16 protein-coding genes are annotated in these 16673 nt (G+C 34.9%); 7 read left to right on the top strand and 9 right to left on the bottom strand.

Annotation, left to right across the window (positions count from 1 at the left end; all coding sequences use genetic code 11):
• The first annotated feature begins 19 nt into the window (after positions 1 to 19).
• The 4 genes from ABJF52_RS08680 (at position 20) to ABJF52_RS08665 (ending at position 5109) form a co-directional block, all read left to right on the top strand.
• Complete coding sequence (locus ABJF52_RS08680; protein ID WP_348149120.1) at positions 20 to 2320, top strand: inorganic phosphate transporter; 2301 nt, start codon at positions 20 to 22, stop codon at positions 2318 to 2320.
• A gap of 81 nt (positions 2321 to 2401) precedes the next feature.
• Complete coding sequence (locus tag ABJF52_RS08675) at positions 2402 to 3349, top strand: CAP domain-containing protein (protein ID WP_348149118.1); 948 nt, start codon at positions 2402 to 2404, stop codon at positions 3347 to 3349.
• A 113-nt stretch (positions 3350 to 3462) separates the two neighbouring features.
• The gene (locus ABJF52_RS08670) at positions 3463 to 3873 is read left to right on the top strand and encodes a hypothetical protein (protein ID WP_348149116.1); all 411 of its coding nucleotides are present in this window, start codon (positions 3463 to 3465) and stop codon (positions 3871 to 3873) included.
• Positions 3874 to 3939: 66 nt separating this feature from the next.
• Positions 3940 to 5109 carry a sialidase family protein gene (locus tag ABJF52_RS08665; protein ID WP_348149114.1) on the top strand — a complete coding sequence of 390 codons (1170 nt, stop codon included), beginning with the start codon at positions 3940 to 3942 and terminating at the stop codon, positions 5107 to 5109.
• A 28-nt stretch (positions 5110 to 5137) separates the two neighbouring features.
• On the opposite strand, the gene nadD is transcribed toward ABJF52_RS08665, so the two are convergent.
• From nadD to ABJF52_RS08640, 5 genes are all read right to left on the bottom strand, one after another.
• Complete coding sequence (gene nadD / locus ABJF52_RS08660) at positions 5138 to 5725, bottom strand: nicotinate (nicotinamide) nucleotide adenylyltransferase (RefSeq protein ID WP_348149113.1); 588 nt, start codon at positions 5723 to 5725, stop codon at positions 5138 to 5140.
• A gap of 2 nt (positions 5726 to 5727) precedes the next feature.
• Positions 5728 to 6321 (bottom strand): guanylate kinase, encoded by a 594-nt coding sequence (gene gmk, locus ABJF52_RS08655; RefSeq protein ID WP_348149111.1) that lies wholly within the window; start codon positions 6319 to 6321, stop codon positions 5728 to 5730.
• Positions 6321 to 7178 carry a YicC/YloC family endoribonuclease gene (locus ABJF52_RS08650; protein ID WP_348149109.1) on the bottom strand — a complete coding sequence of 286 codons (858 nt, stop codon included), beginning with the start codon at positions 7176 to 7178 and terminating at the stop codon, positions 6321 to 6323. Before ABJF52_RS08650 ends, gmk begins: the two co-directional genes overlap by 1 nt.
• Before the next feature lie 95 nt (positions 7179 to 7273).
• On the bottom strand, positions 7274 to 8035 hold the full coding sequence (locus ABJF52_RS08645; protein ID WP_348149107.1) for a DUF1080 domain-containing protein: 762 nt from the start codon (positions 8033 to 8035) through the stop codon (positions 7274 to 7276).
• A gap of 12 nt (positions 8036 to 8047) precedes the next feature.
• Positions 8048 to 9100, bottom strand: coding sequence for a sugar phosphate isomerase/epimerase (locus tag ABJF52_RS08640; protein ID WP_348149105.1), 1053 nt, complete (start codon positions 9098 to 9100; stop codon positions 8048 to 8050).
• Between the two features lie 152 nt (positions 9101 to 9252).
• On the opposite strand from ABJF52_RS08640, the gene ABJF52_RS08635 reads away from it, so the two are divergent.
• Together ABJF52_RS08635 and ABJF52_RS08630 are read left to right on the top strand one after the other, a co-directional pair.
• Complete coding sequence (locus ABJF52_RS08635) at positions 9253 to 10956, top strand: GMC family oxidoreductase (RefSeq protein ID WP_348149103.1); 1704 nt, start codon at positions 9253 to 9255, stop codon at positions 10954 to 10956.
• Between the two features lie 70 nt (positions 10957 to 11026).
• Positions 11027 to 11497: an ASCH domain-containing protein gene (locus ABJF52_RS08630; protein ID WP_348149101.1), complete on the top strand. Its 471-nt coding sequence runs from the start codon at positions 11027 to 11029 to the stop codon at positions 11495 to 11497.
• Between the two features lie 78 nt (positions 11498 to 11575).
• On the opposite strand, the gene ABJF52_RS08625 is transcribed toward ABJF52_RS08630, so the two are convergent.
• From ABJF52_RS08625 to ABJF52_RS08610, 4 genes are all read right to left on the bottom strand, one after another.
• Entirely contained in the window at positions 11576 to 12715 is a 1140-nt protein-coding gene (locus ABJF52_RS08625) for a Gfo/Idh/MocA family oxidoreductase (RefSeq protein WP_348149099.1), read from the bottom strand.
• 28 nt (positions 12716 to 12743) lie between these two features.
• Positions 12744 to 13970, bottom strand: a complete 1227-nt coding sequence (locus ABJF52_RS08620) for a nucleoside permease (protein WP_348149097.1) — start codon at positions 13968 to 13970, stop codon at positions 12744 to 12746.
• Positions 13971 to 13980: 10 nt separating this feature from the next.
• Entirely contained in the window at positions 13981 to 14424 is a 444-nt protein-coding gene (locus ABJF52_RS08615) for a DinB family protein (protein WP_348149095.1), read from the bottom strand.
• Between the two features lie 125 nt (positions 14425 to 14549).
• On the bottom strand, positions 14550 to 15542 hold the full coding sequence (locus tag ABJF52_RS08610) for a sugar phosphate isomerase/epimerase family protein (protein WP_348149093.1): 993 nt from the start codon (positions 15540 to 15542) through the stop codon (positions 14550 to 14552).
• Between the two features lie 173 nt (positions 15543 to 15715).
• Between ABJF52_RS08610 and ABJF52_RS08605 the strand changes: the two genes are divergently transcribed.
• Positions 15716 to 16673: GMC family oxidoreductase (locus ABJF52_RS08605; RefSeq protein ID WP_348149091.1), on the top strand; the 958-nt coding region annotated here is incomplete at its 3' end.

The following is a 16673-nucleotide window of genomic DNA, read 5'->3' as shown; positions in this document are numbered from 1 at the left end:
CTATTTTTTGAGTTCACTTATGGATAATTTTTACTTATTAATGATTGTTGCTCTTGTAGCTCTTGCAATTGCAGATTTGGTAGTTGGAGTTAGTAACGATGCGGTGAATTTTTTAAATTCTGCAATTGGCTCAAAAGCCATTTCCTTTAAAACAATAATGATTGTTGCCAGTTTAGGTATTGGTTTTGGCGCAATATTTTCTAGCGGTATGATGGAAGTAGCTCGTAAAGGGATTTTTAACCCTGGTGAGTTCTATTTTGACGAAATCATGTTCATTTTTATGGCAGTAATGATAACCGATATCTTACTCCTCGATTTCTTCAATACACTAGGAATGCCTACCTCTACAACAGTTTCAATTGTATTTGAACTTTTAGGGGCTGCTGTAGCAATGGCACTTATTAAAATAGGTGCTGATAGTGGAAATTTTTCTGATGTTGTAAATTATATTAACACAAATAAGGCCACTGAAATTATAATCGGCATACTACTCTCAGTAGTAGTCGCATTTTCTGTAGGCGCAATAGTTCAATGGTTATCGCGGTTGTTATTATCATTTAATTATGGTAAAAAACCGAAATGGGTTGGAGCACTTTTTGGAGGTGCTGCCCTAGCTGCAATCACCTACTTCATTTTAATGAAGGGCATTAAAGGAACTGCATTTGCCAATGAAAACCTTGATTCATTGGATGGGCAAACAATAAAAGATTTTTTAGAATCAAACTGGTTCGCAATATCCGCTGTTAGTTTTGTTTTTTGGTCGATACTATCCTATGTATTGGTTCAATTTTTTAAAACTAATATATACAAATTGATTATTGGAGTTGGCACCTTTGCGCTTGCATTAGCATTTGCTGGTAACGATTTGGTTAACTTTATTGGAGTACCTATCGCCGCATGGCAGTCATACGAAGCTTGGTTACTTTCGGGGGTAGACCCAACGGAATTTAGTATGGGAATACTTGCTTCTAAAGTACCTACTCCCACCTTAATGCTATTATTCGCAGGAATGATAATGATAGCAACTCTTTGGTTTTCGAATAAGGCTAAAGGTGTTGTAAAAACATCAATAGATTTATCAAGTCAAAGTGAAACTAAAGAGCGTTTTCAACCTAATTTTCTTTCCCGAGGATTGGTTCGCGCATCTATTGCAATAGCTAAATATACAGGTACGATTGTTCCAAATACGTGGAAGAGCTCTATAGACAAACAATTTGAAAAGCCGGTAATTACTTTATCAAAAGATAGAGTTCACGAATTACCAGCTTTTGACTTAGTTCGTGCCGCAGTAAATTTAATGGTAGCTGGTATTTTAATTTCTATCGCTACCTCATATAAACTACCGCTATCTACAACCTACGTCACTTTTATGGTGGCCATGGGTTCTTCGCTTGCTGATAGAGCTTGGGGCGCAGAAAGTGCTGTCTATCGCGTTGCTGGTGTACTCAATGTAATTGGCGGCTGGTTTATGACTGCCATCATTGCCTTTATAGCATCAGGCGCTATTCTTTCGCTAATTAGTTTTGGTAAGGGTGCTGCTATTGCCATTCTGTTATTTGTAGCTATTCTTTTATTGGCTAGAAACTATATCAATTACAACAAAAAATCAAAAGAGATAAAAGAAGAAGACCAATTGCAACGAGCAGAAAGCAGCTCAATACAAGGTGTAATAGAAGAAAGTGCCACGAATATTTCAACTGTAATTAAACGTACAAATAAAATTTATACCAACTCTATTAACGGTCTTGCAACACAAGATTTAAACCTACTTAAGAAGAATAAAAAGCAAGGAGCTAAATTATCTGACGAAATAGATGGACTTCGCGATCATATTTTCTATTTCATTAAAAACTTAGATGAAGCAAGTGTTGGTGCAAGTAACTTCTATATTAATGCCTTGGCGCATTTAACGGATATCTCTCAATCTTTAGAATACATAGGGAAGGTTAGCCACAAGCACGTGTACAATAATCATAAAAAATTAAAATACAATCAAATTAAAGAGTTAAAGGAAATTGATCACAAACTGGACGAGATTTTTACAAAAACCCAGAAAGCATTTGATTCACATTCCTTTGAACAAATTGGAGATATATTAGGTGGCAAACAAGAACTATTTGACCTTGTTTCGCAAAAAATAGCAAAGCAAATTGCACGTACAAGAACTGAAGAATCTAGTCCAAAAAACACTACACTTTATTTTTCAATTCTTTTAGAAACGAAAGATTTACTAACAGCAACTACTAATCTTCTAGAACAGTATTTCCAGGAACATGATAGTAGTATTCCACCGGCAAAACCAATAATTCCTGAAGAGTAATATTTTTCGTCGTTCGTCGTTTCATCGAAAAAATATCACGTTTTAAAGAATTCTGCGTTAACATAGCAAATCCAAATCGTTATGTATCGCTTCTTGCAACGCTCTTATTTCTTTTCAGCTATTCTATTATTTATTGTTCTTGCTTCTTGTAGTAAAGATGATGAAACGGCCATACCTCCTGAAATTGAAACGGATAATGTTGCACGAGCAACCGCCAAAACGCTATATCAAGATTATTACGAAGCTTCTAAAACCACTTCTTCAGACGCGCAATGGAATGGTGATTCGGCCAATTGTGATGCCGGATCAATCACAGATGGTATAATGTCGAAAATTTTTCAACGAGTACATTATTTTAGATTAGCCGTTGGGTTAAATAACACTTTAACTGAAAATTCAGGTCAAAGCGCAAAAGCTCAAGAAGCTGCATTAATGATGAAAAGCAACCAAGAACTCGATCATTTTCCACCTTCCAGTTGGTCCTGTTATACTGATGACGGAAGTGAAGCAGCAGGAAAATCAAATTTAGCTATGTCGAAAAATGCAGAAGCCGTAGACCTATATATTAGTGAACCTGGGAGTGCAAATGGACCAGTAGGCCATAGAAGATGGCTGTTATGGCCAAGGCTTCAATCAATAGGAGTAGGAAACACAGATAATTCAAATGTATTATGGGTAGTTGGTAATTCTGGCACAGCCCCGGAGGACCAACCTGACTATATTGCATGGCCGCCAGCAGAATATGTACCCAACAACCTAGTATATCCTAGGTGGTCCTTTTCCATTAAAGGTGCCGATTTTAGTCAAACTACTGTCTCAATGGTTGATGAAATGGGGAATTCTGTATCTATAACAATGGAAGATTTAAACACTGTTTATGGTGATCCAACTATAGTTTGGGTACCTCAAAACATTAATACTAATGAAACAGAAGATACCGCCTATGTGGTTAACTTAACAGATGTGGAAATCGACGGAGAACTTGAAAATTTCGAATATACTGTAATTCTTTTTGACCCAAATCTATAATTTTATAGTCATAAATTCTTATGCCATTATTCTCGATACCTACAAATAAAACAAGGGTTTTTTAATTACTATCCTATGGATTATTGTATATTTCGCTGGGCATTTTTTACATCATGGAGATTATACCAAGTACAACTCAGCAACTTATTGCGAAACACAAATTAAATATAGGAACATTCCTTTTTTACACTAATATTGTGGTAGGCGAATTTGACGAAGGTGTTCATGTAACCAAAGAAAATGCTATTGAGCCAATATATCTTTGCCAAAAAATTTACGGGGATTATAAGCCAATTATTTATATATCTCATCGTTTGAACTCCTATTCTGCAGACACTATGGGCTACAAGGAGGTTATTGAAATGTTTCCAAATTTTAAAGGCTTTGCTATAGTCTCTAATAACAAATATCGACGCATGCTAGTTACTTTAGAAAAACTATTCATTGCAAAACCAATAGGAGTATTTGACAATATTGATAGTGCTTTTTCTTGGGCTGAAAAGGTGTTAGAAAAAGGTTCTTAAAATTCCTCAATATACCAGTATTTTATATCTTCAAAGGATTATTGATCTTTTAAGAACATTCGTATAATGAAGCATATAAAAGCACTCAAAAATTTCTTTCTATCTAGTTTAATTATTGTTTGCACAACATTCACGTGTTTAGCCCAAAAAACAGACGTTTCTTTTGAAACTAATATTTCTAAGGATTCTTCACGTACATCTATACCTTATTACTCAGGGATGAATGGATATCATGCTTTTAGAATACCCACAATAATTCAAACAAAAAACACCTTAATCGCATTTGCAGAAGGACGTAAAAATTCTACAAGTGATTTCGGTGATATAGACATAGTTTACAGAAAATCTATAGACCATGGTAAAACCTGGCAGCCTATGAAAGTGCTTTATGATTTAGATACAATGGCAGTTCAAAACCCTGTACCCATTCATGTGGAGCATGAAAACAAAATTGTATTCCTGTTCAATACTACTTCAATGAGTGAACATAATATTTTAAATAAAGATTATGAGTTAAAAGATGAGCGTATGGCCTTTATGACCTTCACAACCGATGAAGGCGTGACATGGGCTCCCATAAAAAACATAACACGCACCGTAAAACGCAAACATTGGCGGTGGCATGCTATTGGTCCAGTACATGGTATTGAACTAAAAAACGGAAGCCACAAAGGTAGATTAGTAGTGCCTATAGCAAATAGCATCGAAAAAGGAAAAAAAGCCTATTGTATTGCGTTAATTTATTCCGATGATTCGGGCAACACATGGCAAATTGGAGCAGAAGACACTAATTTAACGGATGATATACAAGCCAATGAAACAACGATAGCTGAATTACCTGACGGCAGCATTTATGTAAATACCAGAGATCAACATGGAGGTTCACCTGTAAAAAATAGAGGTGAAGTATTCAGTTTAGACGGAGGAGAAAGTTTCGAAACTGCAATTATAGAATCTAATAAATTTCCCAGTCCAGTTGTGCAATCTGCATTATTGAGTTGGCGAGGCAAAGAAGAATTACTCTTATTTTCAACACCTTCAACTTTCAATAAACGTGAGAATCTAATTATAATGTCAAGTACAGACAATTCTAAAACTTGGAAAACACTTTTTAAAGTTCACAAAGGTTATGCAGCATATTCAGATTTAGTGCAATTAGACAAAAATAATTTAGGCGTTATCTACGAAACTGATGATTACAAGAAAATACGGTTTACAAGAATTCCAATGGAATGAATTTTAATAAGAATTGAATGAGCTATTTCTATGACCTATAGAAATTCATCTCATCTAAATATTCCCACACGGCCTCTGGTAATAATGGCCTAATATTATTACCTGCCTTATGGTTTTTACGAATAAAAGTTGAAGATATTTCCATAATAGGAGCATTCACTTTATTAATTTTAGGATGTCCTTTAAAACGATGTTCTATTTTTCCTTCAGATATTCTCGGATAAACAAACAACTTATGGTTTTCTAGAATAACCTCATAATTTTTCCATTTGTGTAGCCCTTTTAAATTGTCTTCTCCCATGATAAGACAGAATTCGTAAGAATTGCCATATTTCTCTGTTAAATGTGCCAAAGTATGCACTGTATAATTAGGTTGCGGCAGTCCAAATTCAATTTTAGATGGTTTTAATTTGGTATAATCCTTAACGGCTTCTGAAACCATTTGATAGCGATGATTATCTTTTAAAAGCGACTGCTTTACTTTAAACGGACTTTGAGGTGTTATTACAAACCAAACTTCATCTAACTCAGAAAACTCAACCATATGATTGGCAATCACTAAATGACCAATATGTATTGGATTAAAGGTTCCAAAATAAAGTCCAACCTTCTTCACTTCTAGTCTTTTGATGCCGATTTAGGTTCTTGAATAAAATCTAAGACTAATTGTTTCGCCTCTTGTAAAGCTACATCAAGATCATAGTTCTTGATGATTTTATCGAATTGAGGCGCTGTAGCCAACTCTACTGAAGCTTTGGCAATTCGCATATTAATTTTATCCTCACTTTCAGTACTACGTTTTTTTAACCGTATTTTCAATTCATCAACACTAGGCGGCTTTACAAAAACAGCTAATGTTTGGTCGGGGAATTTCTTTTTTATTCGTAACCCACCTACAACATCAATATCAAAAATTACATTTTTTCCTTCTGCCCAAAGTCGTTCAACTTCAGTTTTGAGCGTGCCATAAAAATTATCTCTATATACTTCTTCCCATTCTAAGAAATCGTCATTTTTAATATGATTTTTAAATTCTGAAATAGAAATAAAATAATAATGCTCGCCGTGCTTTTCTTTTACTCTTCGCGGCCTTGAAGTAGCTGAAACTGAAAATGCTAAATTAAGTTCTGGCTGGTTTAATAAATGCCTTACTATCGTAGTTTTACCACTACCAGAGGGTGCCGAAAACACTAAGAGCTTACCACCTTTCATTAAAGTACGTTTAGCATTTGTTCTTTAATCTTTTCTAATTCGTCTTTCATTTGCACCACTACTTGTTGCAAAGGAGCATAATTGGCTTTAGAACCAATAGTATTGATTTCCCTGCCTATTTCTTGACTAATAAATCCTAGCTTTTTACCATTAGAATCGGCAGAATTTAGAGTACTAGAAAAGTACTCTAAATGATTTGCCAATCTCACTTTTTCTTCAGTGATATCATACTTTTCGAGGTAGTATATTAATTCTTGTTCAAATCGATTAGCATCAACCTCAGCTTGTAAATCAGCCATCGCTTTTTCTAAGCGTTCTCGAATAGTATCAATTCGATCAACATCAATTTTTATAACCTCTTGTAAAAGACTTTCAATATTCTTTATGCGATTAATAAAATCGGTTTCAAGAACTTTTCCTTCTTCTGATCTAAATATATTTATCTCTAATAACGCTTCCTTTAAAACTGATTGAATAACTGCAAAATCTTCATCATCTAAATCTTCACGTTCGGTTTTCATAGAATCCGGTAATCGCAAAGCCATTTCTAACAAATGAATATCATCTCCATCTGCAATAGACTTAAGTTGTTGCATATATTGCTTTACTACTTCTTCATTTACAACCGCTGAAGTTTCTGCTCCTGTTAATTCTACATATAAGCTAAAATCTATTTTTCCGCGCACTAAAGAACTAGCAATCACCTTACGTAAATCCAATTCTTTAGCACGATAAGCCTGCGGCATACGAGCATTTAAATCAAGATTTTTACTGTTTAAAGATTTAAGTTCTACAGTAATCTTTTTTGAAGGCAGTTGGGCTACATGTTTCCCAAAACCGGTCATTGACTGAATCATAGACAGCTATTATTTTCAACAAAGATAGCCAAAATTAGCTCCTTGCTCTTGATATTCATTGGCATTTCAAACAACTGATTTTAGGCAAATAAATATTAAAGTTCTTTAATTTTAATATTCTTAAAGGCTACAACATTGCCATGATCCTGCAGACCTATTTTACCTGTTTTAGCTTTCGCAAAACCATCCCAACCATCAAATTTAGACCCTTTAAGCAAAGAATCTAATTCTATGCCATGCACAGGAAAAGTCGCAACTTCTATTCCATTTAATACAGATGATCCTTTGTTTGTATTATGATTTATAGTAATTACGGCAGTATTCCACTCGCCTACGGGTTTTGTAGCTTCTTCAGATGGTGAAACTAAATCATATAAAGCCCCGGCTTGATGCGATGTTCCATTCTTACCATCCGGATGCTTATCATTATCAAGAATTTGAATTTCTAAAGCTGAATGATAAGGCTGACTATATTTAGCATCTTCAACAATGCCCCAGAAAATACCTCCGTTACCAGCTTCAGAAATTTTCCAATCTAAAGACAGTTGAAAACTTGTAAATGCTTGTTTAGAAACCAGATTAAAACTTTGCTTTTTACCATTCTCATCTTTGCGTTCTTCATCGGTTGGTGGAATAAAAACCATTGCTCCATCTTCAATTTTCCAACTGGCAGGCACATCGCCTCCCATATAAGCCTGCCATGCATCTAAGGAAGTGCCATCGAATAATGTGATCCATTCAGACTTAGGTTGCTCAGAATCTACTGCCACATTCCCTTCATCAACTGCTTTTTCAGCTTTTTCTTTACAGGAAATACTTACAAAGATTAGTAAAACCGTTACTATTAATTTTTTCATGAATTGTTTTATTTATGTTCCTAATATTTTCTTTAACATCTCTTTATCTACTGCTGTTCCAGCAAAATCATCGAAAGTCTTTTCTGTAGCTTCAATAATATGATCTTGAATGAAAATAGCACCTTCTCGAGCACCTTGTTCAGGACTTTTTATACAGCACTCCCATTCCATAACTGCCCAAACATCACAACCATACTGCGTTAATTTTGAGAATATGGTTTTGAAGTCAATCTGACCATCACCTAAAGAGCGATATCTTCCAGCACGATCACCCCAATCATTATATCCACCAAAAGCTCCCTTCTTACCTGTTGGATTAAACTCAGAATCTTTTACATGAAACGACTTAATAAACTCATGATAATGATCTATATATTCAATATAATCCAGTTGTTGTAATACAAAATGACTTGGGTCATACAGTATATTTACACGTTTATGATTTCCGGTTGCTTCTAAAAATCGCTCAAAGGTATCACCATCATGTAAATCTTCACCAGGATGTATTTCATAACAAACATCCACGCCTTCTTCATCAAAATGATTTAAAATAGGCATCCATCTTTTTGCTAGTTCTTCAAATCCCATTTCCACTAAACCTGCCGGTCTTTGTGGCCATGGATGCCATGTGTGCCATAACAAAGCTCCAGAAAATGTAGCATGCGCTTTAAGACCCAACCTTCTACTTGCTGTAGCTGCTTTTTTAACCACATCTACAGCCCATTCGGTCCTCGCCTTTGGGTTGTTTTTTACACTATCAGGTGCAAAATTATCAAACATTAAATCATATGCTGGATGTACAGCCACTAATTGGCCCTGCAAATGCGTAGAAAGTTCTGTTATTTCTAAACCATAAGAATTAACCTTGCCTTTCAATTCATCGCAGTAATCTTGACTCTCAGCGGCCTTATCTAGATCTATTAAAAAATCTACCCAAGTAGGTATTTGAATGCCTTTATACCCCAAATCTGATGCCCATTTACATATTCCATCTAATGAATTGAATGGAGCCTTATCATCTACAAATTGCGCCAAAAATACGCCAGGACCTTTAATTGTCTTCATATATAATTAATTCTATTATGTTAGTTGAATTTGGTTTTATTGTGCTGTTTTTAGGAATAAACCCTATATTTAGATTTGAAAAATATCCAAACTTCTTTTTCTTTGAGAAGATATAAATATAGGAAAACCATCAGAATTAATACAATAAATTTATGAATCTAGATGAGCAGTATGATGCCATTGTGGTAGGAACTGGAATTAGTGGCGGATGGGCAGCCAAAGAATTATGCGAAAAAGGTCTTAAAACTTTAGTCTTAGAACGAGGTAGAATGGTAGAACATATTAAGGACTACCCTACTATGAATGACGACCCATGGGATGACCCACTAAAAACTCGCCTTTCTAAGGAGGATCAAAAAAATTATCATATTCAACATCGATTAAATTGGGCCCCAGACAATACAGATAAGCACTTTTTTGTAAACGACTTGGAGCATCCTTATGTACAAACCAAACGTTTTGATTGGATACGGGGTTATCATGTAGGTGGGCGTTCGATAACTTGGGGAAGACAAAGTTATAGATGGAGCGATATTGATTTTAGCGCTAATAAAAAAGAAGGTGTTAGTATTGATTGGCCTGTTCGTTACAAAGATATTTCACCATGGTATGACAAGGTGGAAGAATATATAGGTGTCAGTGGCCAAAAATTAGGATTAAAACAACTACCCGATGGCAAATTTCAACCACCAATGAAACTCAATTGTGTGGAAGAAAATTTTAAAGAATCTGTTTCAGAAAAATTCGATGACGGGCGATTAGTTACCATTGGCAGAACGGCTCATATTACCGATCCCGATGCCAAAATAGAGGGAAGAACGCAATGCCAAAATAGAGACCGTTGTAGACGAGGCTGTCCATTTGGAGGTTATTTTAGCAGTAATTCTTCAACCTTACCGGCTGCCGAAAGAACAGGAAACATGACATTGAGACCAAATTCAATTGTTCATGAAGTTATCTATGATGATAAAACTAAAATGGCAACAGGTGTTCGTGTAATTGATACTGAAACTCACGAAAAGCTAGAATTCAAAGCTAAAATTATATTCTTGTGTGCATCAGCAATGGCATCTGTTGGAATTTTGTTGCAATCAAAATCTGAGCGATTTCCTAACGGATTGGGTAACGATTCCGATGCATTGGGTCGTGGATTAATGGATCATCATTATAAATTAGGAGCTTATGCACAAGTAGATGGGTATCTAGACAAATATTATAAAGGAAGGCGAGCAAATGGATTTTATATTCCTCGATTTGCAAACCTAGATGAAAAAACTAAAAGAAAAGGATATTTGCGTGGCTTTGGTTATCAGGGATCTGCCAGTAGAAGTTCTTGGTCTGAAGCTGTAGCAGAAATGGGCTATGGCAAAGATTTGAAAGAAGAAATATTAAAGCCAGGTAAATGGACCATAGGAGTTACTGGATTTGGCGAGTTTTTACCGCATGATGATAACAGGGTGACATTAAGTAAAACTGAAAAAGATAAGTGGGGCTTACCTCAACTTGATTTTGATGTTGAATTTAAAGAGAATGAGCACAATATGCGAAAAGATATGGTGACTGATATTGTTGAAATGTTTAAGGCTGCAGGTTTTAAAAATGTTCAACCATACGAGGAATCTTCTTATCCCGGACTAGGAATTCATGAAATGGGTGGAGCAAGAATGGGGCACAGCGCAGAGACTTCGATTGTAAACAAACACAATCAAGTTCATTTAGTTCCAAATGTTTATGTTACGGATGGAGCATTTATGACCTCTTCTAGTTGCGTAAATCCATCATTAACTTATATGGCATTTACCGCAAGAGCAGCGGAACATGCAGCCCAACAATTAAAGGCTGGTAAATTCGCATAAATAGCAGGAAAAATAGGTTTATGACAAGTATTACTGACAATATTAAACAAATACAATACGTTTAGATTTCATGGAAAACACATCAGCTAATAACATGTGGGGAGATTATTTAAAAAATCACCTTGAGGATGTCTTTCACGAAGCACCTAAAACCATACTCTTTTGCGATAACGAACACGATGCTAATCAATGTGCTCAATTAGTGAAAGATGGAATTAAAAAAGCAACAACAGACTCTTTATTAGGATTACAACATAGAAATGAAAGACTGCCTAAAATAGGCGATTTTACTGTTGTAACTAATTGGGCCGGTGAGGCGCAATGTATTGTTGAAACCACTAAGGTTGTGCTTAAACCTTTTTTTAGTATCGACGAAGAATATGCACAAATTGAGGGTGAGGGTGACAAATCTTTAGCTTATTGGAAAAAAACGCATTGGGATTATTACACCCGAGAATTGGCAGAATTTGAACGTGTACCTCGCGAAAGTATGATTGTTGTTTGCCAAACTTTCAAAAAAGTTTTTGAACGGAAAAAATAATCAGACAAGTTAGATAAAATATAAAAGGCCTGCTAATCAATGGATAAGCAGGCTTTTTAATTTATACGATTACTGAAGTTATTTTACCAACTTCACCCAAGTATTATTATTCTTATTAGATTCCACAGTAGCTTCAATAAAGCTCATACCGCGAACACCATCTTCCATCGTTGGAAATTCACCATCGTTGTACTTTCTACCTCTAATTGCCTTTGCAGCTCCTAAATAAATATTAGCCATAGAATCGAAAATTCCCTCAGGGTGACCCGCTGGTAATTTCGTTCCATTTAAAGATAGCTTAGAATTATAAGCATGTCCTGGTTTATATACCTGCATTGGCTGAGTATCACTCTTTACATACAAGAAATTTGGATCTTCTTGTTCCCAATGCAAGGACGCTTTTTCTCCGTAAATTGAAATAGCTAATCCATTTTCGTCACCAGTAGCAACTTGACTACTTCGTATTACACCTTTTACATGGTCATCCATACGAATTAAAACCGTGCCATCTATATCCATTTTATTATCCTTGTACAAATAATTAAAATCACAAAGTATAGACTTCACTTTTAAACCTGTAGTATATTCTACTAAGTTAAAAGCATGTACTCCGATGTCACCCATACAAGAGCTAATCCCTGCTTTTTTAGGATCTAGTCTCCACACAGAAGAACGTTTTTTCTTATCATGAATAATAGTATTAATCCAACCTTGATAGTACTTAGCATCAACTTTATGTATTTTTCCTAAAGCACCAGATTTAATCATTTCGCGCATTTGACGCACCATAGGATATCCAGTATACGTATGTGTTAAAGCAAAAACTTTTCCTGATTTCTTATGTGCTTTTTGAAGAATTTTTGCTTCCTCTAGTGAAGTCGTCATCGGTTTTTCACATATAACACTAAAACCGTTATCGAGCAATTTCTTAGCCATCGGGAAATGCAAGAAATTAGGAGTTAAAATAGAACAAACTTGTATTCTTTCATCTTCCGGCAACTTTAACTCTTCTTCCACTAACGTATCAAAATCTTCGTAAATTCTGTTTAATGGAACATCTATTTCACGGGCAAATGCCTTATTAGCTTTAAAATCCGGATTGAAGCAAGCACCTACTATTTCATAATTATCATTTATTTGAGAAGCAACTCTATGTAAAACTCCTATTAGAGAATCTCCGCCTCCTCCTAAAACTCCTAACCTTATTTTCTTTGGCATAATACTTAAATATTAATGTTATAAATAATCAATTGTATTCTATCTCTTCGTTTTTAAAGAAAAACAAAAATATCACAAAAACTGCTCCTGCAAAAATCGCGGGGAAAATCCATATTTCTTTCCAGCTATGTACATTTTCCGAAATTAAAAACTCATCAGAAATTATACCAGCAACCCAATATCCTATTAGCATTCCCACTCCGTATGTAGCCAAAGTTATTAAACCTTGAGCTGCGCTTTTTACTTTTTCACCAGCTTTGGAATCTGTATAGATTTGTCCAGAGACAAAGAAAAAATCATAGCAAATACCATGCAACCCTATCCCTAAGATTAACATAAAGAATAAATCGCCAGCATCGCCAAAAGCAAATAAAACATAGCGTACTCCCCAGGCTAACATTCCAAAAAGTATCGTTTTCTTAAACCCATATTGTTTGAAAAAAAAAGGCAACAACAACATAAACATTACTTCCGATACTTGTCCTAAGGTTGCCCATGTTGTAGAATTTTCAACTTTATATTCTGTTAAAAACAAACTTAAATTTTGATAATAAAATGCTAATGGAATACATATCAATATGGATGAAAGAAAGAAAATTAAAAAATTTCGATCTCGCAACAACTTTAATGCATCCAGACCAAGAATATCAGAAATACTTATTTTACCATCACGCTTAGCTGTAGGTGGAGTTTTTGGCAACGTAAAACTAAACAAGCCAAGAATTCCCGATGCTATTGCCACCATTAAAAAAGTATTCGACAAGGCTCCTTGCCCAATATTCTCTATAGAATCCCACTGAAAACCAAAACTAATAACCCAACCTGCAATTATCCACCCCGCTGTACCAAAAACCCGAACAAATGGAAATTCTTTACTAGGATTAGTTAATTGCCTAAAAGAAATTGAATTTACCAAAGCTATAGTCGGCATATATAAAATCATATAACCCAGTACATAAGGATAGAAAAAACTAAACTCAGTTGCTTGCGACATTTGATACATTAGCAATGCCCCTATAATATGTAATATTCCAAGTATTTTTTCTGCATTAAAATAACGATCAGCAATTAAACCCACTATAAATGGTGCAATAATAGCGCCCCACGATTGTGTTGAAAACGCCATTCCCGTTTCAACCCCCGTAGCATTTAAATTATTACTTAAATAAGAACCTAGAGTAACGAACCAGCCTCCCCAAATAAAAAACTCAAGGAACATCATTATAGAAAGTTGCACCCTAATTTTCGGGTTCATAATTAATTATTTAACGTTTATAAAAAACATAATCTAAAGGCATGGGTTCTATATTATTTGCTCTTAAATTCATTGAAATTTGTCCTCTATGATGGGTAGAATGATTAAGGATATGGAATAAAATATCTTTCACGTTATTGGCAAATAAACGTCCTTTCGAATTTTCGTAATCAATTCTTTTGTCAAAATCATCTACATTCGAAGTAATTTCGAATGTAGACCTTTGATTGTCATAATGAATATCATTCCATGAAGTTATAGTATGAATTTGCCATACATCAAACTCAGGTTGTTTACCTATTATTCTCGAATTCCAGATGTGATGCGCATTTAAAATATGTGAAAACAACTCAATAGTTTTTTCAGACACATCCGATTCTCCTGCACACAATTCAATTATTTTTTTATTACAATAAAAATTATAATCAAAAAGCTGATTAAAAAAGACTTTCATCTACCAATCACATTTTAACTTCTGTAGTTCCTCATCAGGGGAAATAAGTTGTGCACTTATATGAATTTGTCTACTAAAGTAAATTTAATAAAGGCAAACCTTCATTACACTATACATTTTTTATCCTATTTTAATTCTTTAGCCACTTTCAACATTAAATCTTTTGTAGCAATTATACCTTCTTCTTCACTTAAATCTTTACCCTCATATTCCACGCCAATAAAGCCTGTGTATCCAGCATCTTTCACAATTTGAAGCATTTTTTTGTAATCAATATTTACTTCATTCCCATTCTCATCAAAGTCATTCGACTTAGCACTTACAGCCATTGCGTGTGGCATTAATTCAGTTACACCTTTGTATATATCATACATTTCCGCACAGTCCCAGCTATCTTTTTTTCTAGTAATACAAAAATTACCAAAATCAGGTAGGCTTCCGCAATTATCCATATTTACTTCTTCCATAACCGCTGCGTGCATTGCTCCGTTTGAAGATAGTCCACCATGATTTTCAACTAAAATTTCAATATTCTTAGTTTTAGCGTACGTTGCTAGTTTAGTTAAACCATCAACCGAATTGGCATGCCATTTTACTGGATCCGATTCACCATTTAAATTAACACGAATTGCATGACAACCCATTGCTGCGGCCGCATCAACCCATTTATGATGCCGTTCTACTGCAGCATCACGTTCAGCTTTATCACTTACCGCTAGATTCCCCTGTCCATCAATCATTATTAATACATTCTGCATACCATGCTTCTTGGCTTCAGCATTAGATTTTTCAACAAACGCCGCCATTGCTTCAGGCGAATATTCATTATCTTCTAAATCTGCAGGATATAACTGACTTACATATTCTAAACCTGTAAAACCCCATTTCTTTGCCTTTTCAGCAAAAGTGTATGGATCCACTTTATCTTCTCTAATCATATTATGAATAGACCATTGCGCCAACGATAACTGAAAAAAGGGACCTGTAGCTTCTTCACTAACTTCTTCTACAGCTGCTGCTTCAGCCTCTTTCTTTTTCTCTTTACATGAGTATGTAATAGTCGCTATTAACGCCAACGCGATAATAGAATTTAATCTAAATAAGTTCTTTGCTTTCATAATAATTTACAATGTGAATAAAATTTATATTTGAGGAAACTACTATATTATTAAATCTCCTTGAATTCTCCTCTAAAACTAGCTACAAATTGCTATATATTCAAAAGAGTTAAGGTTTAAATGTAGAAATTTAATTTAATATTTAATAAATTTAGACGATAAACAATTTATACATGAATAATTTCTATTACAACGAAGTACAGGAGTCTTATGATGCAATTGTAGTTGGCTCAGGTATAAGTGGAGGATGGGCAGCAAAAGAACTCTGCGAAAACGGTTTAAAAACCCTTGTGTTAGAGCGCGGCAGAATGGTTAAACATATTGATGATTATGAAACCGCTAACATGGATCCTTGGGATTTTCCAAATGCAGGCAAACCAACCCAAGCAGATATAGCCAAACAAGAAAAACAAAATAGAACTGGCTATACTACTAATGCCGCTAATAAAATGTGGTTTGTGAATGATTTAGAACACCCTTATAATGAAATAAGACGTTTTGACTGGATGCGTGGTTACCACGTTGGTGGACGTTCATTACAATGGGGTCGTCAAAGTTATCGCTGGAGTGATATAGATTTTGGGGCGAATAAAAATGAAGGTATTGCCGTTGATTGGCCAGTACGATATAAAGACATTGCACCTTGGTATGCTAAAGTGGAAGATTATATTGGAGTTAGCGGTGAAGCGCTAAACCTTCCACAATTACCTGATAGCAACTTTTTACCTCAAATGGATTTAAATTGCGTTGAAGAACACTTTAAAGAACAAGTAAAAGCAGGATTTGAAGATAGACCCGTTACTATTGGACGTGTTGCGCATATAACTGGTACCAAGAATTTTGATGGAAGAACTAAATGTCAGTTTAGAAATCGTTGCATTCGTGGATGTCCTTTTGGAGGTTACTTCAGCAGCCTTTCGTCCACTTTACCTGCAGCAGAAGCAACTGGGAATTTAACCTTAAGGCCAGATTCAATAGTTCATGAAATTATTTATAATGCTGATACAAAAAAAGCTATAGGTGTTAAAGTAATTGATAGAGTTACCAAAGAATCACATGAGTTTAAAGCAAAAGTAATATTCCTTTGTGCTTCCGCAATCGCATCTGCTTCAATTCTAATGCAATCCAAGT

It is taken from the genome of Aurantibacter sp. (assembly GCF_039941195.1).
Lineage (GTDB): Bacteria > Bacteroidota > Bacteroidia > Flavobacteriales > Flavobacteriaceae > Aurantibacter_A.
The sequence above is the reverse complement of the archived record's forward strand: the minus strand, read 5'-3'. Positions and strand labels throughout refer to the sequence as shown.

Coding starts and splice junctions, on each gene's coding strand:
- ABJF52_RS08615 (WP_348149095.1), bottom strand. CDS start 14,424: ATGAAAGTCTTTTTTAATCAGCTTTTTGATTATAATTTTTATTGTAAT.
- ABJF52_RS08650 (WP_348149109.1), bottom strand. CDS start 7,178: ATGATTCAGTCAATGACCGGTTTTGGGAAACATGTAGCCCAACTGCCT.
- ABJF52_RS08645 (WP_348149107.1), bottom strand. CDS start 8,035: ATGAAAAAATTAATAGTAACGGTTTTACTAATCTTTGTAAGTATTTCC.
- ABJF52_RS08640 (WP_348149105.1), bottom strand. CDS start 9,100: ATGAAGACAATTAAAGGTCCTGGCGTATTTTTGGCGCAATTTGTAGAT.
- ABJF52_RS08680 (WP_348149120.1), top strand. CDS start 20: ATGGATAATTTTTACTTATTAATGATTGTTGCTCTTGTAGCTCTTGCA.
- gmk (WP_348149111.1), bottom strand. CDS start 6,321: ATGAAAGGTGGTAAGCTCTTAGTGTTTTCGGCACCCTCTGGTAGTGGT.
- ABJF52_RS08670 (WP_348149116.1), top strand. CDS start 3,463: ATGGAGATTATACCAAGTACAACTCAGCAACTTATTGCGAAACACAAA.
- ABJF52_RS08620 (WP_348149097.1), bottom strand. CDS start 13,970: ATGAACCCGAAAATTAGGGTGCAACTTTCTATAATGATGTTCCTTGAG.
- ABJF52_RS08635 (WP_348149103.1), top strand. CDS start 9,253: ATGAATCTAGATGAGCAGTATGATGCCATTGTGGTAGGAACTGGAATT.
- ABJF52_RS08630 (WP_348149101.1), top strand. CDS start 11,027: ATGGAAAACACATCAGCTAATAACATGTGGGGAGATTATTTAAAAAAT.
- ABJF52_RS08610 (WP_348149093.1), bottom strand. CDS start 15,542: ATGAAAGCAAAGAACTTATTTAGATTAAATTCTATTATCGCGTTGGCG.
- ABJF52_RS08675 (WP_348149118.1), top strand. CDS start 2,402: ATGTATCGCTTCTTGCAACGCTCTTATTTCTTTTCAGCTATTCTATTA.
- ABJF52_RS08665 (WP_348149114.1), top strand. CDS start 3,940: ATGAAGCATATAAAAGCACTCAAAAATTTCTTTCTATCTAGTTTAATT.
- ABJF52_RS08625 (WP_348149099.1), bottom strand. CDS start 12,715: ATGCCAAAGAAAATAAGGTTAGGAGTTTTAGGAGGAGGCGGAGATTCT.